The following is a 20384-nucleotide window of genomic DNA, read 5'->3' on the forward strand; positions in this document are numbered from 1 at the left end:
CTCCCGCGCCCGTTTTGCTCTTGAGGACTTATCTCGTGTCCAACGTCGTTGCCGATCATCTTGTCTTGCTCGACCACCTGCGCAGCATCCTGGTCGCCGTAGGTGAGGCCGAACAGGTTCCCGAAGAAAGCCATGCCTTGTTCCTGGAGCGCTTTGACGAACTGCGTGCGTTGCTGCCGGTCGACCCGATCGAAAGCCAATACCTGGGCCAGGACATTCTGTGCCAGGTGATCACCCGCTATCCGCAAATTGCCCACCTGGTCCCGCGCGACCTGCTGTGGTACTTCGCCGGTGACTGCCTGCATTACATGCCCGATGATGAGATCGACTTGTACCAGGCCCTGGAAGAGCGTCGTTTCGAAGCCGAACAGAACGACGAACCGTTCGACTGGAACCAGGAAAAACAGCTGCTGGCGATGTCGAAAGACGACAGCAAGCACTGATCACCGGTCAGAAATGCAAAAGGCCCGCATGGTTATTCATGCGGGCCTTTTTTTGTGGCATTGCCGAGGACGCCTTCGCGGGCAAGCCTCGCTCCTACATCGGCTCGCGGACAACCTGTAGGAGCGAGGCTTGCCCGCGAAGGCGTCCCTTATAGCAACCCATCACTCTCGGGGAACTCATACTCCGCCGCGACCCTACCCGCCTTCCCCGGCTTGCCCAAAGTCGGCTCCTTCTCCAGGCACTCCACCAGATAATCAATAAACACCCGCAACTTCGGCGGCAAATACCGCGTCGGCGAATGCAGCAACCAGGCGCCGCCGTGGTAGGACGCGAGGAACGTCCAGTCCGGCAGCACTTGCACGATCAACCCTTGCTCCAGCGCATAACGCGCCGTGAAGTACGGCAGACTGCCAATCCCGATGTGCTGCAACACCGCCCCCAGTCGCACGCCCGTGTGATTCGCCGCATACCGCCCGCGTACACCGACCGTCACAGCCTTGGTGCCTTTCTTGAATTTCCAGCGTGCATCGCTCGGGGTTTCACCCAAGTAGATGCAGCTATGGTTGAGCAAATCATGGGGATGCGTCGGCGTGCCATGTTCGGCCAGGTACTGCGGTGTTGCGCAGAGCAAATGGTCGATGGTCAGTAACTGCCGTCCTACCAATCCGGCCGGTGGTCGATCGGTAATGCGAATCGCCAGATCAACATTGTCGTCGATCAGATCCACCTGCCGATCCTCAAGCAACAGCTCTACATCCACTTTGGGATAACGGCGCAGAAATTCGGGCATATGCGGGTGAATTACAAATCGGCCGACCGCCTTGGGGACGCTGACCCGTACCAGCCCCTCCGCTTCATGGGTGAACTGTCCGCTGATTTCCATCACTGACTTGGCCGCACTGACCATTTCCTGGCAGCGCTTGAACACCTCTTCTCCACCGTCGCTCAACCGCAGTTTGCGTGTGGTTCGCTGCAGCAGGCGTGTGGCCAGCGCCTTTTCCAGACGCGAAATGCTGCGACTCACCGCCGAGGGTGAAGAACCCAATTGGCGAGCTGCTTCGGAAAAGCTGCCGGTCTCGACAACCTTGACGAAAATCGCCATTTCACCCAGCAGCGGCAACGGAAGATTTATGCTCACAGCGCAACAGTCCTTTGATGTTTGAACGGATTATCACGCAATTCCACGCTTCATATAATAAAAACAGAAACTTTAATGAGGGCATGGAATATGACGCTTCGCCTCTTTTTCCATAGTGATGACCTCAAGGCCAACGTGGAAGTCCTGGATTGCACGCCCCAGGAGCACGAATTTGCAGTGGTGCTGCGCGCCACGTTGTTTCACCCCCAAGGTGGCGGTCAGCCTTTTGATACCGGCTGGATCGGCGAAAGCCAGGTGCTGCGCGTGATCCAGGACCTGGACCGGATCATTCATTTCGTCGACCGCCCGGTTAAACCGGGCATGACCCAGATCCGTATTGACGAGCAACGCCGCCAGTTCAATTCGCGCATGCATTCGGCCGGCCACCTGATCGGCCACTTTGTCCAGGCGCTGGGCTGGATGCCGATCAAGGCTCATCACTGGCCGGGCGAAGGACGCGTGCAGTTCAAACCCGCGGAGTCGGCAAAAGAGGTGGATGCCGAGATCCTTCAGCAGGGCATCGAGCAATGGGTTGCCCATGATCTGCCACGCCTGACGTCGATGCGCGAAGGCGCCCGGGAAATCGGTTTCGGTGAACTGCCCGCCTACGGCTGCGGCGGCACCCATGTGCGTAGCCTGAAGGATTTGGGCACGGTCACGATCGCTTCCCTTTCACTGAAAAAGGGAACGCTGTCAGTCCACTACAGCGTGGATTGAGCTTTTGGGCGATGCCGTCATCGCCTGACGCCGGGGGAGCCTGCGCTCGCGGGTTCTGTTGACTATCTGATAGATGGACCTAATACATGATGCTTGACGTCGAGCGTCTCGATGAGACGTGCATAAAAAAACTGGCCAACGAAGAAGTCCTCGCCATCCGCGTCAAAGGCCTGTTACCCCGGCCGCTGGCGATTCAGATTGGCGACAAGATCCTCGCCCCGGGCTTCGAAGGCTATATCAATGCACCGAGCATCGGTCGCATCGGCATGGCGTTTTATGAAGCGGAAAACCAGCCGCTGCTGATCGAAGACTATTTCGAACGCGCCACCCGCAACATTGCTGAGTTGCGCAATCGTTGCGCGCCCTACTCGTCCCCCGTCGACACCCTGCGCTGCATGCTCGATGAGTCCTGGCCGGCGGGTGCGCATCTGGAAAACCTCTACGGTCGCAAGATGTATGTCGGGTTGTCCCGCGTGGTTAAACCCGGCGTGTGCTTCCTCGCCCATCACGACATTTTCGCCAAGGACGCCCCGGACAGTTACCAGGCCAAAAGCCTGGAGGCGCAATTCGCCTGCAACGTTTACCTGAACATGCCGACCGAAGGCGGCGCGCTGCAGATGTGGGACCACGACATTTCCCCGGATCAATTCGACGAAATGCGTGGCGACAGCTACGGCATCGACCCGGCCCTGCTCGGCACTCCGACCCTGGAGATTCGTCCTGAGCCGGGTGATTTCATCATGTTCAATTCGCGCTGCATGCACTCGGTGACGCCGGGCGTGGCGGATCCGCGGCTGAGCTTGTCGTTCTTTGTCGGTTATCGCGGCAATGCTTCACCCCTTACTTTTTGGAGTTGAGATGTTTTCGAATTACCTGGGCGAGTTCCTGGCGCTGGCGACCATTCACTTTCTGGCAGTGGTCGCACCCGGACCGGACTTCGCGGTGACCATCCGTCAAAGTGTGCGTTTCGGCCGACTGGTCGGGATTTGCACGGCGCTGGGCATTGGCGCGGGAATTTCCGTGCACGTGCTTTACACCCTGCTTGGGGTTGGGGCGTTGATGCACACGACCCCATGGCTGTTGACCGTGGCCAAGGTGGTGGGCGGCGCTTACATTTTGTACCTCGGTGTCAGCCTGCTGCGTAGCAAGCCCAAGTCTGCGCTTGAAGGTGACAAAGTTGCGGATGAGCCGGTCGTCGAGCAAACGCTGCTGAAGGCGTTCACCACCGGTTTTCTGACCAACGCGACCAACCCCAAGGCGACGCTGTTTTTCCTGGCGATTTTCACCACGATCATCAGCGCCACGACACCGTTGAAGGTCCAGGCGCTGTATGGGGTGTGGATGTGTTTTGTGAACGCGCTGTGGTTCGTGATCGTCGCGCTGTTCTTTTCCAGCGCCCGGGTGCGATTGCTGTTCATGCGCATGGGGCATTGGTTCGAACGCACCATGGGGGTGATTCTGATCCTGTTCGCGGGGCGCCTGATTCTGTCGATGTAAAACCTGCGCCCATGCAAAAGGCCCGTTCAGTCAGACTGACGGGCCTTTTTCGTTTCTGCGCCGCTTTTGCATTTCTGTGCGACAGATCCCACTTCAGGGCTCCCGTAACACTCCGTTACAGTGTTAGGTTGGAAACGTTTCTGTCTCATCGATCAGAAACTTCTCACAAACAGCCTGCAAAGGAATGCCCCCAGCAATGAATTTCACACTTAAGCACCTGGCCGCCTCAACCCTGATTCTGGCCAGCCTCTCGTCGTTCACCCTGACAGCGCACGCTAACATCACCCCGCAACAGAGCGCGGCCATCCTCAAGACCTTCAGCGACGCATCGGTCACGGATTTCAGGCAGTTCCTGGGAGGCCTGGCCAAGAGCGACCTCGCCAAAACCGACGACCTCGACCCGGCCATCAATGCCTTCCTCGACAACAAGACCCTTTCCGCTGAACAGCAGAACGAAATCCATCGCCTACTTGGCCTCTACGCACGAGTGAAATATGGCAGTGCTGCCACCGAGACCCTGCGTGAGTTGGTGGCCATTCCGACCTTCCGTGTCGATGGCGTTGACCAGCACGACAATCCTGAATTCATCAAGATCGCCGACAAGATCAAGGGCCTGGCCCAGGCATTCAACCTGAACTTCCGCAACATCGACAATCGCGTCTACGAAATCTCCCTTGAGGGCAGCAGCGATGAAGTCGTGGGCATTCACGCGCATGCCGACGTTGTGCCGGTGACGCCGGAGAACTGGGTCCTGAAAGACGGCACCAAACTCGATCCATTCAAGGTCACCCTGATCGGCGACCGCATGTATGGCCGGGGCACCGAGGATGACAAGAACGGCATCGTGGTTGCGCTTTATGCCATGAAGATCATCAAGGAAGAGAAGCTGCCGCTGGCGCGCAATTTCAAGCTGCTGGTCGACACCACAGAAGAAACCACCGGCGACGCCATTCCTTATTACTTCGAACACAACCCGACACCCAACTACAACCTGGCGCTGGATGGCGGCTACCCGGTGGTGATTGCGGAGAAAGGTTACGGCACGGTGATGGCGAATTTCCCCAAGCGCAAGGCTGAGGGCAAAGGCGCGGAAATCATCTCGATGACTGGCGGCCTGGCCACCAATCAGATCCCGTCGGCTTCCGTTGTCACATTGGTGACTGACAAGCCCGCCGAATTAGCCGCAAGCCTGCAAAAGGCCGGCGCTGAATATGCCAAACGCAACGGCGGCGACTTCGAAGTGAACGCCAAGGTCGACGGCAAAGACGTCAAACTCACCGTGACTGGCGTTTCCGCCCACTCCTCCGAGCCCGAATCCGGCGTCAACCCGGTGTCCAGAATGCTGGCCTTCATCAACAGCCTCGACGGCAAAATTGCGCACAAGCACAACCACATCACCGACGCCGCCCGCTACGTAGCGGACAACTGGGGACTGGATTACCTGGGTGGCAAATTGGGAGTCGGTTTCTCCGATGACTTCATGGGGCCGCTGACCACTTCCCTGACCTATGTCGCCATGGATGACAAAGCCTTCAAGCTTGCGGTCAACCTGCGCGTGCCGAAGGGCAGATCTCCCGAAGAGCTCAAGGCTCAAATCGCCGAAAAACTAGGCGCCTGGAGCAAGAAGACCCACGTTGCGGTGGCCTTCAACTACTCAATCGCGGAACCGATGTACCGCAACCCTGAGGGTGAATGGGTCAAGGCCTTGCTCGCCGTGGCCAGCGAAAACCTGGGCATGGAACACAAGTACGGCACCTCTGCCGGCGCCACGTCGGTCCATGAACTGCCCAACGGTGTGCAATTCGGTCTGGCCCGGCCCGAGGTCAAGTACACCGGCCACACCGACAACGAGTTCAAGACGGTTGACCAGTTCCTGCTGGACCTGCAGATCGTGACGGAAATGATGGGGCGCATCGGGCAGTTGCCGAAACTCTGATCGCTTTTTCGGGCCCGCTGTTGTGGCGGGTCCGACACGTTGAAGTCTAGATTCCTACACAAACAAAAAAAGGACCTTGAGGTCTTTTTTTATGAATGACGCACAAACAAAAACGCCGCTCATTGCTGAGCGGCGTTTTCGTTAAATATGGAGCGGGAAACGAGACTCGAACTCGCGACCCCGACCTTGGCAAGGTCGTGCTCTACCAACTGAGCTATTCCCGCAAATGGCGTCCCCTAGGGGACTCGAACCCCTGTTACCGCCGTGAAAGGGCGGTGTCCTAGGCCACTAGACGAAGGGGACACGCTAACTGAAACACATGGTGTGTATTTCAGTGCCCAAATCCGCACCCGAAGATGTCGGCTCTGGCTTCACTCAGCGCTGCCCGAAAGCAACGCTGCTTAAAATTGGAGCGGGAAACGAGACTCGAACTCGCGACCCCGACCTTGGCAAGGTCGTGCTCTACCAACTGAGCTATTCCCGCATATGGCGTCCCCTAGGGGACTCGAACCCCTGTTACCGCCGTGAAAGGGCGGTGTCCTAGGCCACTAGACGAAGGGGACACACGTACAACATTCACTCCCTACCGCGTTTCGCTGTGTGCTTTACGCTGTAAGTGGCGCGCATTCTATGGATGGATTGAGGGGTCGTCAACCCCCAGATATAAATTTATTTAAATCAATGACTTCGCCCCGCTTTCAGGTGCGTTTCAGGCTTTTGCGCCTCCTGACCTTTGGCGACTATATTCTGGCAACCACCAAGACGTTATAGTCCGCCGCCGAAGATGATGGCAATGTGATTTACAGTTGCCAGCATTTATATAAGTGGAACGACGGCCGATATAAAGACAGCCATAACCGATTCAACTCGTCGAGTGGTCCTATGCGCCCAAATGCCAAGCCACTACACTCGATCGCAAACCCTATAAAGAGGTCTTACCGGTGACACCACTCATGATCACCCTGCTAGTCGTAGCCGGGATCGCACTATTGATCGCCATTGGCTACATGAACCATGTGGTGGAAAACAACAAGCTGGAAAAGGCCCGCACCAAGATTGAACTCAACGACCGCCTGCGTCGCTGTGGCGAAATCACCGAGACCTTCCCCGGTCAGCTGATGACACCCGGGCTCAAGCTGCTGTTGACCCGTCTGGAGCTCAACGTCTGTCAGCGTTTGCTCAACCTGGAAAAAACCAGTTCCAACCTCAGGGCGCGGATTACCGAACTGGAAGCCCTGGCCGCTCAAGGCGAATCGATCCCGGTCAACAACCCGCCGGCACCGATCCAGACCGAAGCCAAGGCCAAGGACGTGCGCTTCCTGCTCGAAGCCCTGCACGGCCAAATCACCCGCGCCGCACAGGATGGCTTCCTGCCGACCAACGAAGCCAAGCACTGGATCCGCGAAGTGCGCCACATTCTGGTCCTGCTGCACATTGAGTTCTTCAACAACCTCGGTCAGAAATACCTGCAACAAAACCAGCCAGGCCAGGCCCGCCTCGCCTTCGAACGAGGCGTGCAATACCTGCGTAAACAGCAGGAACCACAGGTCTACGCCGAACAACTCGAATACCTGGAAAAACTCCTCGCGCGCGCCAATGCCATGGTGATGGACAACATCGCGGCGGTTGAGAGCGAGGCAAATCAATTGAATGTAGGCCTCAAAGACGTCGAGGCGGATGCGGACTGGAAGAAGAAAGTGATCTACGACTGATCAGAAGAATCGAAGAAGCCACCGAAACAGGTGGCTTTTTTTTGGGTTGGGTTTGGTGGGCGAGCACAACCGGGAAAGATAGGTCGGCTGTCAGGCCGCCATCGCGAGCAGGCTCACTCCTACAAGGGGTTTGGCGTACATGCTTTCGCTCCTCACCACTCAATAGGCCGAGCGTTAGCTCGCCTGCAGCTTTTGATCTTGATCTGCCCGCCCCTTCGGGAAGCCGAGTGGAGGCGTTCATCTGGGGGTGGGCGCGTAGCGCCGTGCGGCGAAGCCGCACACATCGAGAGGAGGTTGAAGCGAAGCCAACCGGAGGCGATGCCCCCAGATGAATGCCGGAGCGAGGGAACGCCGAGCCTAGGCGAGGGGCTGGACGCTGGGGCGAAGCGTTTTGGTTCCTTTTGGGCGTTTGCAAAAGGGACTCGCCGTAAGGGCGAAACCATAAGCAGCCGTTACCGCAGGAATGGATATGTACACCTGAGAGAGACAGGTCGGCTGTCAGGCCGCCTTCGCGGGCAAGCCTCGCTCCTACAGTAGATCTGTGTACATATGGGGGAGCCAGATCAGAGTCGAAAGTGTCCGACCATCCCTTTCAACTCAACCCCCAACTGCGCTAGCTCAATACTGGAAGCCGCATTCCCCCGCATCGCCAACGAAGACTGATCCGCACTCGCGCGAATACTCGTCACACTGCGATTAATCTCCTCAGCCACCGAACTCTGCTCCTCCGCGGCCGCCGCAATCTGCTGGTTCATTTGCTGAATCAACGACACCGCCGCCGCAATACTCCCCAGCGCACTCTCAGTCTGCAACGCGTCACTCACCGCCAGCTTCACCAGCTCACCACTGTTCTGAATCTGCTGCACCGACGACTGCGCCGCCGAACGCAAGGCACTCACCAGACGCTCAATCTCCTCGGTCGATTGCTGAGTTCGCTTGGCCAGCGCCCGAACCTCATCCGCCACAACCGCAAAGCCCCTGCCCTGCTCGCCGGCCCGAGCTGCCTCAATCGCCGCATTCAGCGCCAACAGATTGGTTTGCTCGGCAACGCTCTTGATCACACTGAGCACCGTGCCAATGTTCTGGATTTCCGCGCTCAAGCTCTCGATGCTCGAACTGGCCGAAGTCGCCGAGTCCGCCAGCTGCTCGATCCGCGCCATGCTCTGACGCACCACCTGCTGACCACTTTCAACCTTGCCGTCCGCCGTTTGCGCAGCCTGCGCAGCTTCCTCCGCGTTACGCGCAACGTCGTGCACTGTCGCCGTCATCTGATTCATCGCCGTGGCGACCTGCTCGGTTTCTTCCTTCTGGCTACTGACTTCCAGGTTGGTCTGCTCGGTCACCGCCGACAGCGATTGCGCGGAACTCGCCAACTGCTCGATACCGGCCTGCAAACCACTGACGATGGTGCTCAGCCCCGCGCCCATCTGCTGCATGGCCTGCATCAACTGGCCGATCTCGTCACGGCGCGTCACTTCAACCGTCGCACTCAAATCACCTGCGGCGATCTGCTGCGCAACACGAATCACGCTGCGCAGCGGCGCCACGATCAACCGGGTAATCACCCACGCCGCAATCAACCCGACCAGCAACGCCAGCGCCGAGGAACCGATGATCAGCATCGAGTTCTTTTTCAACTCGGCCTGCATCGACTGGTCTTCGGCGACATAGGCCTGATCGACCCGCTCCACCACTTGCGCAGCACGCTGGTGCAGTTGTTCGTAGACAGTTTTTTCCTGGGCCAACAGACCGGTGTACTCGGTCAGTTTCTCGCTGAAACTGTTGATGTGCCCCGCCACTTCATTGAGGACAGTCTGATAGCCCTCATCCTTGACCGTGGTTTTCAACTGCTCGGCCTGAACCTGTGCCTGATCGGCCTGCTCGATCTTGCCCTGGCCGGCGCTGTCGTCGCCCTTGCGGCTCTGGTCCAGACGCACACGCGCTTCGTTCATGGCCTGCAGCATCAGCCGCGACACCTGGCTGACCTGATTGGCCTGCTCGATAAACTGTCCACCGTCCTTGCCTTCGGATTCTTTCAAGGTATAGGCGCCGTCATCGGCAAGCCCTGCTTGCAGGACATCAAGGTTGTTGGCGACGCTGGACACCGACCAACTGGCCATTTCCAGGGCCAGGTCCTTGGCCTGACTCAGCGAGACGAACTCGTCGAAGGCCTTGCGATAAGCCCCCAGGGATTGCTCGACGTCATTCATCACCGGCACGTTGGCCGCTGATGCCGCCTTGAGCTGCGTCGCCAGGGCGATCAGGCCATCAACACCCTCGTGCAGCGCATCGACGGTTTTCGGGTTGCCGTGCAAGGCGTATTCCTGCTCAAGCAGTCGCACCTTGAGCAAACCGCTGTTGAGCGACGACATCTGCTTGAGCCCGTCGAAACGATGACTGATGGTTTGCAGGGACCAAACGCCGATGGCTGCCACCAGGGCCGTCAGCAGCAACACCAATACAAACCCGACACCCATTTTTTTTGCCATACCGAGGTTGGCAAAACGTCCTTGCACGGCCGAAATCATTGCACTTAGTCCCCTGACATAGTCTGTTGACGCAGATTCGCAACGGGCATACGCCAGCACAAGTCTCTGGCGTCGGAATAATGGCAAAAAGCTACGCCCGCGTCGTTTTCAGAACGCTTTAGGTCGATTCGCAGTGGTCGCCTGAAAAAATGCCCGAGCACGAGGATCGCAGGCATAAGCCACGTTGATGCGCTGCCAGTCATTGGCCTGGCCGTCGGGACTGAATGCCCTGGAAGAAGACAGCAGCACACCGAAGCGCCGGGCCTGTTTGCGCACCTGAGCGTAGTCGGACATCCGCGATCGCGCCCAGATGAACAGGCCGCCGGCTGGCTTGCCGAAAACCTCCCACTCGGCGTCTTCGAGTACTTGCAAGGCCGCCTCTCTGTCCGTGTTCAAACGCTGGCGCTGACGCTGGACCAGTTTGCGGTACGCGCCGCTGGCCAACAGACACGTCAGCACCGATTCGCAGAACCGTGAGGCGCCCATGCTGCTGATCATCTTGACCTCGGCCAGTTGCGCAATTATCTCGTCACGGGCCACGACAAAGCCGACCCGCAATGAACTGCTGAGGGTTTTCGAGTAGCTGCCGACGTAAATCACATTGTCATTGATACCCAACGCAGCGAGGCGGGTGCCGGGGCCGCTGTGCAAATCCGCATAGACGTCATCTTCAATCACCAGCACGCCATGGGTTTTGGTCAGTTGCATAACCTGCTGCGCCACCGCGGGCGTCAGGCTGCTGCCCGTCGGGTTGTGGTAGAAGCTGTTGATGAACAGCGCTCGGGGTTCGTGCTTGAGCAACAGTGCTTCAAGCTGCGCCGTGTCCGGCCCACGCGGGGTACGCGACACCTCGATCATCGTCACGCCGTGCAGCCTGAGCAGGTCGAACAACAGTGGATAGCCCGGACTTTCCACTACCACGCAATCACCCGGTTTGAGCAAAGTGCGCACGATCAGATCGAGCCCATGACTGGCACCGGCGGTGGTCAGAATACGGTTTTCGTCCACTTCGATACTGAGCTGTTTAAGGCGTTTGAGGATCTGCACACGCAGGGCTGGCAGGCCCCATGACGTGCTGTAGTTGAACAACCCGGCCATGTCGGTACGGCTGACCTGACGGATCGCGTAGCTCAGGTCGTCCGTTTCACGCCAGCTTTCGGGCAGTCCGCCACAGCCTAATAAAAGTTTGCCCGAGAGGTCGCCCTGCTTCACTTCCGCCCCTTCGTACCAGAGGCATTCCTGTTGCCCCTGAGCGGCCAGCACCGGCGCGGCGACAATGAAACCGGCGCCATGACGCGAAGCCAGCACGCCTTGAGTCACCAGCCGCTCACAGGCTTCGACGACGCTGGACTGACTGAGCAGATTGACCCGCGCGATTTGCCGCGCAGAAGGTAAACGCGTCCCTGGCAGCACCTCGCTCTGACGTAGCCAGACGGCCAGCGCGTCGACGATTTGCTGTACGACCGGCACCAATGCCTGTCGATCGATTCTCAATTCCATGAGCAAGCAAACTCCTGTCCATTTGCGGGGAGCAGTTAATCACAGGTGCGCTTGATCGGATGTGCGACAACGCCGCCAAAACCCTCGGTTCTAACCATTTGAAACACAATGTCCGTCCCTTTCACGGCACCATGAAAAAGCCCGCACGCATGCGGGCTTTTTCCTACATGGCAAACGCCAATTGTCAGAACGCGGTGACACCACCGTCCACTGCCAGCGAGTGACCGGTCGTAAACGCCGCGCCATCGCTGCACAGATACAGCACCGCGCTGGCGATTTCCTCGACCTTGCCGATGCGCCCGACCGGGTGCATGGCGTTGGCGAACTCGCCCTTCTTCGGGTCCGCTTCATAGGCACGACGGAACATGTCGGTGTCGATCACCGCCGGGCACACCGCGTTCACGCGAATCTTTTTCTTGGCGTATTCGATCGCCGCCGACTTGGTCAGGCCGATCACAGCATGTTTCGACGCTGCGTAAATGCTCATCTTCGGCGCAGCACCGAGGCCCGCCACCGAAGCGGTGTTGACGATCGCGCCACCGCCCTGGGCCAGCAGCAATGGCAGCTGGTACTTCATGCACAACCAGACGCCTTTGACGTTGACGCCCATGATCGCGTCGAACTCATCAATCGTGCCATCAGCCAGTTTGCCTTTCTCGATCTCGATGCCCGCATTGTTGAAGGCATAGTCCAGACGGCCGTAGGTATTCACCACCTCGTCCATCAGATTTTTTACATCATTTTCCAGCGTGACGTTGCACCGCACGAAGGTCGCTTCGCCGCCCGCCGTACGAATCAGTGCCACGGTGCCTTCGCCCCCGGCCGTGTCCATGTCGGCCACCACCACTTTCAACCCTTCAGCGGCGAATGCCTGGGCGGTCGCGCGGCCAATACCGTTGGCAGCGCCGGTCACAACAGCGACCTGGCCGGAAAACGTCATGCTCATTGTTATGTCCTCAAAGAGAAGATGCGAGGGATCGCGTGTTCGCAGTCTAGCCACAGGGGCGCGTGGCACGGCAGCACTATCAGAAGCCCGGTTGGGCGACCATGAGTGGCAGTGATAGAACCGTGCCTGTAACTATCACTGCACTGGATCGATGTGCATTCGCCGCATCAGCCAAACTTGCAGCATCAATCATGAAGGTCTATCAACAAGGCTTCATTCATCTTGAGTGCCAGTCATGACTACCCAGACCAATCGCCAGTTCCTGCTCGCCAAACGTCCGGTGGGCGCGGCAACCCGCGAGACCTTTACCTATCAGGAAGTGCCAGTCGGTGAACCGGCTGCGGGTCAGATCCTGGTCAAAAACGAATACCTGTCCCTGGACCCGGCCATGCGTGGCTGGATGAACGAAGGCAAGTCCTACATTCCGCCGGTCGGTATCGGCGAAGTCATGCGCGCATTGGGTGTAGGCAAAGTCGTTGCCTCGAACAATCCCGGGTTTGCGGTCGGGGACTACGTCAACGGTGCCTTGGGCGTGCAGGATTACTTCCTCGGCGAACCACGAGGTTTCTACAAGGTCGATCCGAAACTGGCACCGCTGCCGCGTTACCTGTCCGCGCTGGGCATGACCGGGATGACGGCCTACTTCGCGCTGCTCGATGTCGGCGCACCGAAGGAAGGTGACACCGTGGTGCTGTCCGGCGCAGCTGGCGCGGTGGGCAGCATTGCCGGGCAGATCGCCAAGATCAAAGGCTGCCGCGTGATCGGCATCGCGGGCGGCGCGGACAAGTGCAAGTTCCTGATCGACGAATTGGGTTTCGACGGCGTCATCGACTACAAGAACGAAGACGTGCACGCGGGCCTGAAGCGTGAATGCCCGAAAGGTGTCGACGTGTATTTCGATAACGTGGGCGGCGATATTCTCGACGCGGTGCTGAGCCGTCTGGCCATGAAAGCGCGGGTAGTGATTTGTGGCGCGATCAGCCAGTACAACAACAAGGAAGCGGTCAAGGGCCCGGCCAACTATCTGTCGTTGCTGGTCAACCGCGCACGAATGGAAGGCTTTGTGGTGATGGACTACGCCACGCAGTTCGCCGCCGCCGGACAGGAAATGGCCGGGTGGATGGCCAAGGGGCAACTCAAGAGCAAGGAAGACATTGTCGAAGGGCTGGAGACGTTCCCGGAGACGCTGATGAAATTGTTCAGCGGCGAGAATTTCGGGAAGTTGGTGTTGAAGGTATAAAAGCTTCGCGGGCAAGCCTCGCTCCTACAGGTACGGTGATGCACTTGTAGGAGCGAGGCTTGCCCGCGAATGGTTTGAGCAGTCGCTGCTTAAGCCAGCTCGGCCACGACGGCTGCCAACGCCTGCGCCGGATCCGCCGCCTGGCTGATCGGACGACCAATCACCAGATAATCAGAACCGGCATCCAGCGCCTGACGCGGGGTCAGAATACGGCGCTGATCGTCCTGGGCGCTGCCCGCCGGACGAATCCCCGGGGTCACCAGTTGCAGCGAAGGGTGCGCCGATTTCAGGGCCTGGGCTTCCAGGGCCGAGCACACCAGACCGTCCATCCCGGCTTTTTCCGCCAATGCCGCCAGACGCAGCACTTGCTCCTGTGGCTCGATGTCCAGGCCGATACCCGCCAGATCTTCACGCTCCATGCTGGTCAGCACGGTCACGCCGATCAACAGCGGTTTGGGGCCGTTGCGCTGATCGAGTACTTCTCGGCAGGCGGCCATCATGCGCAATCCGCCGGAGCAATGGACGTTGACCATCCATACGCCCATTTCCGCCGCAGCCTTCACTGCCATGGCGGTGGTGTTCGGGATGTCGTGGAACTTGAGGTCCAGGAACACTTCGAAGCCCTTGTCACGCAGGGTGCCGACGATTTCCGAGGCGCAGCTGGTGAACAGCTCCTTGCCGACTTTGACCCGGCACAGCTTCGGGTCCAACTGGTCGGCCAGCTTCAGTGCGGCGTCACGGGTGGGGAAATCCAGGGCGACGATGATAGGAGTCTGGCAGACGGACATGAGCGGGCTCTCAGGCAGGACGAAATCGGCGCGCATTGTAGCGGAACCAGCGCCACTGCGGGACCCGATGATCGGTAAATCGTCCCGAAGACTCAAGCAAGACTAGCCCCTGCGCCAATTGTGTCGAGTTCGATACACACACGACACGCCCACAACACCCTTCCTCGCTACCCTCGGCAGCCGCAACACGTCCTTACAGCACTTCCCGCCCCCGGGCCGGACGCCTATGCTGGAACCACAACCTCGCAGCCCATCTTTGTGGTTGGCAGCCTACCTGGCAGATGAACGCACGCATGCACAGCACCCCAGCACCTCTGAACGATGATCAAAAAGCGCCCGGTGACGACAAACGCTGGAGCATTCGTGCCCTGATCGTCGACGATGACGTCCCGATCCGCGAACTGATGATCGACTACCTGGCCCGGTTCAACATTCACGCCAGCGGCGTCACCGACGGCGCCGCCATGCGCCTGGCGCTGCAAGCGGAGCATTTCGACGTGGTGGTGCTCGACCTGATGCTGCCCGGCGAAGACGGTTTGTCGCTGTGCCGCTGGCTGCGCGCCGAATCGGACATTCCGATCCTGATGCTCACCGCGCGCTGCGAACCCACCGACCGGATCATCGGCCTGGAACTGGGTGCCGATGACTACATGGCCAAGCCTTTCGAGCCACGGGAACTGGTCGCGCGAATTCAGACCATTCTGCGTCGAGTGCGCGACGATCGCACCGAACAGCGTGCGAATATTCGCTTCGACAACTGGCGCCTGAACAGCGTGCTGCGCCAATTGATCGCCGCCGATGGCCTGGTGGTGCCGCTGTCCAACGCCGAATTCCGCCTGCTTTGGGTGTTCATTGAACGTCCGCGTCGGGTGCTCAGCCGTGAACAACTGCTGGACGCCGCCCGTGGCCGTTCGATTGAAGCGTTTGATCGCAGCATCGACCTGCTGGTCTCGCGCCTGCGCCAGAAGCTCGGCGATGACCCGAAAGCCCCGCATTTGATCAAGACCGTTCGCGGCGAGGGTTATCTGTTCGACGCGAGGGACATCGGCTGATGCGGGCGCGCTTCGATACGCTGTTCGGCCGCCTGTTTGGCGTGCTGCTGCTGGCGATCATCCTGGCGCACTTGTTGGCATTTGCCTGGTTTCACCATTACGGTCCACCGCCGCCTCCACCGCCGCCACCGGCGTTTTCCGAAGGCATGGACAGACAGCGCCCGCCCATGGACCCACGCTTCGAAAACCGGCCACCGCGGCCATGGTTCGGCGGCCCCTTGGTGCCGCTGACGTTCCAGTTTGTTTCGCTGATCATTGCCGCCTGGTACGGCGCCAAACTGCTCAGTCGGCCGATCCAGCGGTTAAGCGACGCCGCCGAACGCTTGAGCGAAAACCTCGACAGCGCACCGCTGGATGAGTCCGGCCCACGGGAAGCACGGCAAGCGGCCTACACCTTTAATTTGATGCAGAAACGAATTATCGAACAAGTGCAGCAGCGCTCGCGGATGCTCGGCGCGGTGTCCCACGACCTGCGCACGCCGCTCTCTCGCCTCAAGTTGCGGCTGGAACAGATCGAAGACGACAAGCTGCAGGGCCAGATGCGCCAGGACCTGGATGACATGATCAGCATGCTCGACTCCACCCTTACGTATTTGCACGAACAGCGCACCAGCGAAGCCGGGCAATGGATGGATGTGCAAGCTCTGGTCGAATCCTTGAGCGAAAACGCCCAGGACCAGGGCGCCGACGTCCAGGCCAGCGGCCACTGCACGCCGCTGCTAGTGCAGCCGATGGCCTTGCGCTCATGCATCAACAACCTGCTGGATAATGCCCTGCGCTATGCCGGGCACGCGCGGATCACCCTCGAAGACAACCGCGAGCAACTGGTGATCCGTGTCATCGACCACGGCCCGGGGATTGCGGCGGACAAACGTGAAGCGGTGTTCGAGCCGTTCTTTCGGCTGGAAGGTTCGCGTAATCGCAACTCAGGCGGTGTTGGCCTCGGCATGACCATCGCTCGCGAGGCGGCGGAACGTTTGGGCGGGCAATTGAGCCTGGAAGAAACGCCCGGTGGTGGTCTCACCGCCGTCATCCGCCTGCCCCGCACCTGAACCACACACATCCCCTGTAGGAGTGAGCCTGCTCGCGATAGCGGTAGATCAGTCGACATCTATGTTGAATGATCGACAGCTATCGCGAGCAGGCTCACTCCTACAGGGTCGGGGTCTGGCCTGTGACTTGTGTACCACTCGGTACAAACCCCACACACCCACGACACCTTGCCCCTTGACGCTGCATAAGCCGGTGCACCTGCCGGTTTTCCATTCCAGGGAGTGAGCCCAATGATTGGTAGCGTCAGTAATTACACGAGCTATACCAGCACCAGCACCACAACCAACAGCGCCCGCAGCCAGCAATTCCAGAAAGAACTGTTCGTCAAACTCGATAGCAACAGCGACGGCGCGGTGGATCAGGACGAACTTAAAAGCGCCCTGTCGCAGAAAACCGACGACGGTCTTCTGGTCAGCCTGAGCAAGAACTTTGGCGACCTGGACAGCGACGACAGCGGCAGCCTGAGCAGCGAGGAAATGGCGGCGATGGCACCGCCGCCTCCGCCGCATGACCAGGCACCGAACACCGAACTGGCTGATGCGCTGCTTAGCGCCCTGGACACCGACGGTGACGGTGCCATTAGCAGTGACGAACTGAGCACGGGTCTGACCAGCGCTGGCAGCAGTGCCGACAGCACAGAAATTTTCTCGGCCCTGGACAAGAACGAAGACGGCACCGTCAGCAAGGACGAACTCGCCGCCAGCCTCACCCCGCCGCCACCGCCACCACAGCAGGTGTCCAGTGAAGAACTGTTCAGCCAGCTTGATACGGACAGCGATGGCAGCGTGACCGCCACCGAATTGAGCAGCGCGTTGCAGGCCAGCAACAGCACTTCATCGACCAGCACCGACACCAGCGCCGCGTTGCTCAAAGTGCTGGACAGTGACAGCAGCGGTGGTGTCAGTAGCGATGAACTGAAAACGTCGCTGCAAGCAGGTCGCGAGAAAACCAGCGACGAGTTCAACGTCAATGAAGCGCTGAACAAGATGATCGCCAATCTGAGCAGGCAGTATTCGCTCGATAACGTGGCGACGGTGGGCAAGTACCTGAACGTCGCAACCTAAGTCAAAAACTTCGCGGGCAAGTCGGATCGCCGCACCGCTCGCTCCTACAGGTCGTGCGTCAATTTTCGGAGTCGCGTTAATCCTGTAGGAGCGAGGCTTGCCCGCGAAGAGGCCCTCAGCCCCACCAAAAACTTAAGGCCGGCGATCATCTACCCGCGCATGACTCTTGCTCCAGTCAGTCAACAGACTGTACGCAACCGCCAGCAACGTAGGCCCGATGAACAGCCCGATAAACCCGAACGCAATCAACCCACCAAACACGCCCAGCAACACGATCACCAACGGCAAATTCCCGCCCCGGCTGATCAGGTACGGCTTAAGCACGTTGTCGACGCCACTGATAATGAACGTGCCCCAGCACCCGAGAAACACCGCCATCCCGTAATCGCCTTTCCAGGCCAGCCACGCGGTGGCCGGAATCCACACCAACGGTGGACCCATTGGAATCAGGCTGAGCATGAAGGTCACGATGCCAAGCACCAGTGCCCCAGGCACCCCGGCAATCAAAAACCCGATCAACGCCAGAACCGCCTGCGCCGCTGCCGTGCCGATCACCCCGTTCACCACCCGCTGCACGGTCCCGGCCACGAGTTCGATGTAGTACCCGGCGCGATCACCGATCAGCCTTTCCAGCAAGACATGGACAAACGCCGCCAGCCGCGGCCCGTCGCGATAAAAGAAGAAGACGAAGACGATGCTCAATGTCAGCTCGAGAATCCCGCCCCCGATCTGCGCACTGCGTGCCAGCAGCCAGTTGCCGACCTGCCCCAGATAAGGTTTGATCGCCACCATCATCGCCGCGCCTTGCTGATCGATGCTGTTCCAGATCACGACCAACCGCTCGCCCACTAACGGAACACCACCCAGCCAGGTCGGCGCTTCCGGCAAACCGTCCATCTGCACATCCTTGATGAACGCCGTGGCATCACGCACATGGTCCGCCAGGTTGAACCCGAGCCACACCAGCGGCACTGCCACCAGCAACATCCAGCCGAGGGTCAGCAACGCCGCCGCCAGGGATTCGCGGCCGTTGAGCCAACGGGTCAGCAACCGCATCAACGGCCAACTGGCAAAGGCCAGCACTGCGCCCCAGAACAGCGCCGACCAGAACGGCGCCATCACCCAGAAGCTCGCGCCAAACAGCACCAGGAGCAGGATCTGCACCAACAGCCGATCGTTATTGGGCATGTAAAGTCTCGAAAGAATCAGTCAGAAAAGAATAGGCGAACGCACCGGGTGCGCTCGCCTGATAAAGCTTATCGCAACAGTTCGATGTGCAGGCCAGAGCCTTCGGCGTTGCCGGCTTCCATTCGCGCCGCCCGCACGCCCTGCCCGATCAGCGCCTGACGCCAAGCCTCGGCCTTGGCTCCGGAAACACTGACCCGCAAGGTTGTGTCGAGGTTCAGGCCGCGAGAAATCAAGCGCAGCCAGGTGTCATCGGGATCAGCGCTCAACTTCGGAAAATCGAGTTCCCCCGTACTTTTTAGCTCTCTCAGCAAGGTCGCCGAGGTCGGTAGCAAATCGCCTAGCGGGGCAGCAGCGTCGAACTGTTCGACGTGCAGATAGGCTTTGCGATTGCCGCGAGTGATGCTGTAAAGCGCCACCAGCGTATTGTCCCGGGGCGCCGCGAGACGCAACAACAAGTACGCCTGTTGATCGTCGGCACCGTACAACTTGGCGTTGCCGAAGACATCATTGGCCCAGAGGCTGCTTTCACCGCAATCACGCGCCTGACACCAGAACAGCAATCCGGCACCCTGCTTCTGCAAGGCTTCACGGGCGGCGGTGAAAGCGTCAGTTGACGAGTGCTCCGGCGGCAACTCGTAGGTCACCGACGTCGCGGTTCCCCGGGCGCTGACCTGGCCATCGAAGCGCAACTGGCCGCTGATTTTACGGATCGATCCCAGCGGATAAATTCGTTCAAGCTCGACGCCCGGGCGATAGTCGACGATCTGCGCATCGGCCATACGCGGCACGATCGGCAAGTCCTGACTGCCTGGGACATCGGCGGCAAACAAAAATGGACTGAAACAACACAGCGCAAGCACACTGAATGAACGCATGGATAGACTCATCGGATCAGCATGGCCTGGGCACCCTTGACGACACTGGCATCATCGATGCGCTCGGGCACCAGCAAACCGCGCTGGACCGCCGGACGCGCTTCCATGCTTGCCATCCAGCGCTGCAAGGCCGGCAACCCTTCAACTTCGACACCGGACCACTCATGGCCACGCACCCAAGGAAAGGTGGCGATGTCGGCAATGCTGTACTCATCTGCCAGAAACTCCGCGGCTTGCAGGCGCGTATCGAGCACTTCATAGAGGCGACGGGTTTCATGTTGATAGCGGTCGATGGCACCCTGAAGTTTTTCCGGAAAGTAGCGGAAAAACACATTGGCCTGGCCCTGCATCGGGCCGATCCCGCCCATCTGGAACATCAGCCATTGCAGGACGACCGAGCGCCCCTTGGGATCCTTGGGCAGCAGTTTGCCGCTCAGTTCAGCGAGGTAAATCAGGATGGCGCCGGATTCGAACACGGCGAAATCGCCGTTGGCGCGGTCGACAATCGCCGGAATCCGGCCATTGGGATTGATCTTGAGGAAGTCCGGTGACTTCTGTTCCTTTTTGTCGAAACTCAAGGCGTGCACCTTGTAGGGCAGGCCGAGTTCTTCGAGCACGATAGAGACCTTGTGGCCATTCGGGGTCGCAGCGGTGTAGAGATCTATCATGGTTGTCTCCCATTTCAACCCGCCCAGCCTCGACAGTT

The 20384-nt window shown here is 59.3% G+C and carries 18 protein-coding genes, 4 tRNA genes and 1 pseudogene; 10 read left to right on the forward strand and 13 right to left on the reverse strand.

What is annotated here, in order from left to right:
• Positions 1–35 precede the first annotated feature (35 nt).
• The gene (locus ACYZTY_RS20275; RefSeq protein ID WP_008152400.1) at positions 36–443 is read left to right on the forward strand and encodes a PA2817 family protein; all 408 of its coding nucleotides are present in this window, start codon (positions 36–38) and stop codon (positions 441–443) included.
• A gap of 149 nt (positions 444–592) precedes the next feature.
• On the opposite strand, the gene ACYZTY_RS20280 is transcribed toward ACYZTY_RS20275, so the two are convergent.
• Positions 593–1582: a LysR family transcriptional regulator gene (locus ACYZTY_RS20280; protein WP_461955200.1), complete on the reverse strand. Its 990-nt coding sequence runs from the start codon at positions 1580–1582 to the stop codon at positions 593–595.
• A gap of 90 nt (positions 1583–1672) precedes the next feature.
• Between ACYZTY_RS20280 and ACYZTY_RS20285 the strand changes: the two genes are divergently transcribed.
• The 4 genes from ACYZTY_RS20285 (at position 1673) to ACYZTY_RS20300 (ending at position 5732) form a co-directional block, all read left to right on the forward strand.
• Complete coding sequence (locus ACYZTY_RS20285; RefSeq protein ID WP_461955201.1) at positions 1673–2299, forward strand: alanyl-tRNA editing protein; 627 nt, start codon at positions 1673–1675, stop codon at positions 2297–2299.
• An 86-nt stretch (positions 2300–2385) separates the two neighbouring features.
• Positions 2386–3156, forward strand: coding sequence for a 2OG-Fe(II) oxygenase (locus tag ACYZTY_RS20290; protein WP_461955202.1), 771 nt, complete (start codon positions 2386–2388; stop codon positions 3154–3156).
• 1 nt (position 3157) lies between these two features.
• Positions 3158–3796: a LysE family translocator gene (locus ACYZTY_RS20295; RefSeq protein ID WP_461955203.1), complete on the forward strand. Its 639-nt coding sequence runs from the start codon at positions 3158–3160 to the stop codon at positions 3794–3796.
• A gap of 196 nt (positions 3797–3992) precedes the next feature.
• The gene (locus tag ACYZTY_RS20300) at positions 3993–5732 is read left to right on the forward strand and encodes a dipeptidase (protein ID WP_461955204.1); all 1740 of its coding nucleotides are present in this window, start codon (positions 3993–3995) and stop codon (positions 5730–5732) included.
• A 148-nt stretch (positions 5733–5880) separates the two neighbouring features.
• On the opposite strand, the gene ACYZTY_RS20305 is transcribed toward ACYZTY_RS20300, so the two are convergent.
• The 4 genes from ACYZTY_RS20305 to ACYZTY_RS20320 form a co-directional block, all read right to left on the reverse strand.
• Positions 5881–5956: transfer RNA gene (locus tag ACYZTY_RS20305), tRNA-Gly, on the reverse strand.
• Positions 5957–5959: 3 nt separating this feature from the next.
• A tRNA-Glu gene (locus ACYZTY_RS20310) sits at positions 5960–6035 on the reverse strand.
• Positions 6036–6140: 105 nt separating this feature from the next.
• A tRNA-Gly gene (locus ACYZTY_RS20315) sits at positions 6141–6216 on the reverse strand.
• Positions 6217–6219: 3 nt separating this feature from the next.
• Positions 6220–6295: transfer RNA gene (locus ACYZTY_RS20320), tRNA-Glu, on the reverse strand.
• Positions 6296–6673: 378 nt separating this feature from the next.
• Here ACYZTY_RS20320 and ACYZTY_RS20325 point away from each other — a divergent pair.
• Positions 6674–7444: a hypothetical protein gene (locus ACYZTY_RS20325; RefSeq protein WP_461955205.1), complete on the forward strand. Its 771-nt coding sequence runs from the start codon at positions 6674–6676 to the stop codon at positions 7442–7444.
• 563 nt (positions 7445–8007) lie between these two features.
• Here ACYZTY_RS20325 and ACYZTY_RS20330 read toward each other — a convergent pair.
• From ACYZTY_RS20330 to ACYZTY_RS20345, 4 genes and pseudogenes are all read right to left on the reverse strand, one after another.
• Entirely contained in the window at positions 8008–8889 is an 882-nt protein-coding gene (locus tag ACYZTY_RS20330) for a methyl-accepting chemotaxis protein (RefSeq protein ID WP_370655173.1), read from the reverse strand.
• Between the two features lie 27 nt (positions 8890–8916).
• Positions 8917–9972: pseudogene (locus ACYZTY_RS20335) on the reverse strand (HAMP domain-containing protein); the annotation flags it as partial.
• A 108-nt stretch (positions 9973–10080) separates the two neighbouring features.
• Positions 10081–11472 (reverse strand): aminotransferase-like domain-containing protein, encoded by a 1392-nt coding sequence (locus tag ACYZTY_RS20340; RefSeq protein WP_461955206.1) that lies wholly within the window; start codon positions 11470–11472, stop codon positions 10081–10083.
• Positions 11473–11656: 184 nt separating this feature from the next.
• A complete protein-coding gene (locus ACYZTY_RS20345) occupies positions 11657–12418 on the reverse strand; it encodes an SDR family oxidoreductase (protein WP_461955207.1) in 762 nt (253 codons plus the stop codon).
• A 235-nt stretch (positions 12419–12653) separates the two neighbouring features.
• Between ACYZTY_RS20345 and ACYZTY_RS20350 the strand changes: the two genes are divergently transcribed.
• A complete protein-coding gene (locus ACYZTY_RS20350; protein WP_461955208.1) occupies positions 12654–13658 on the forward strand; it encodes an NADP-dependent oxidoreductase in 1005 nt (334 codons plus the stop codon).
• Positions 13659–13747: 89 nt separating this feature from the next.
• Here ACYZTY_RS20350 and pyrF read toward each other — a convergent pair whose 3' ends face one another.
• Positions 13748–14446: an orotidine-5'-phosphate decarboxylase gene (gene pyrF / locus ACYZTY_RS20355; protein WP_461955209.1), complete on the reverse strand. Its 699-nt coding sequence runs from the start codon at positions 14444–14446 to the stop codon at positions 13748–13750.
• A 293-nt stretch (positions 14447–14739) separates the two neighbouring features.
• Between pyrF and ACYZTY_RS20360 the strand changes: the two genes are divergently transcribed.
• The 3 genes from ACYZTY_RS20360 to xopAW all read left to right on the forward strand — a co-directional run bounded on the left by ACYZTY_RS20360 (position 14740) and on the right by xopAW (position 17615).
• Positions 14740–15498: a response regulator gene (locus ACYZTY_RS20360; protein ID WP_461955210.1), complete on the forward strand. Its 759-nt coding sequence runs from the start codon at positions 14740–14742 to the stop codon at positions 15496–15498.
• The gene (locus tag ACYZTY_RS20365; RefSeq protein WP_461955211.1) at positions 15498–16550 is read left to right on the forward strand and encodes a sensor histidine kinase; all 1053 of its coding nucleotides are present in this window, start codon (positions 15498–15500) and stop codon (positions 16548–16550) included. Before ACYZTY_RS20360 ends, ACYZTY_RS20365 begins: the two co-directional genes overlap by 1 nt.
• A gap of 231 nt (positions 16551–16781) precedes the next feature.
• Positions 16782–17615, forward strand: coding sequence for a XopAW family type III secretion system calcium-binding effector (xopAW, locus tag ACYZTY_RS20370; protein ID WP_461955212.1), 834 nt, complete (start codon positions 16782–16784; stop codon positions 17613–17615).
• Between the two features lie 132 nt (positions 17616–17747).
• On the opposite strand, the gene ACYZTY_RS20375 is transcribed toward xopAW, so the two are convergent.
• The 3 genes from ACYZTY_RS20375 to ACYZTY_RS20385 all read right to left on the reverse strand — a co-directional run bounded on the left by ACYZTY_RS20375 (position 17748) and on the right by ACYZTY_RS20385 (position 20346).
• The gene (locus ACYZTY_RS20375) at positions 17748–18803 is read right to left on the reverse strand and encodes an AI-2E family transporter (RefSeq protein WP_461955213.1); all 1056 of its coding nucleotides are present in this window, start codon (positions 18801–18803) and stop codon (positions 17748–17750) included.
• Between the two features lie 68 nt (positions 18804–18871).
• Complete coding sequence (locus tag ACYZTY_RS20380) at positions 18872–19678, reverse strand: DUF4892 domain-containing protein (protein ID WP_461955214.1); 807 nt, start codon at positions 19676–19678, stop codon at positions 18872–18874.
• Between the two features lie 8 nt (positions 19679–19686).
• Complete coding sequence (locus ACYZTY_RS20385; RefSeq protein WP_461955215.1) at positions 19687–20346, reverse strand: glutathione S-transferase family protein; 660 nt, start codon at positions 20344–20346, stop codon at positions 19687–19689.
• Positions 20347–20384: the final 38 nt, after the last annotated feature.

The sequence above is a fragment of the Pseudomonas sp. LB1P83 genome, assembly GCF_054897885.1.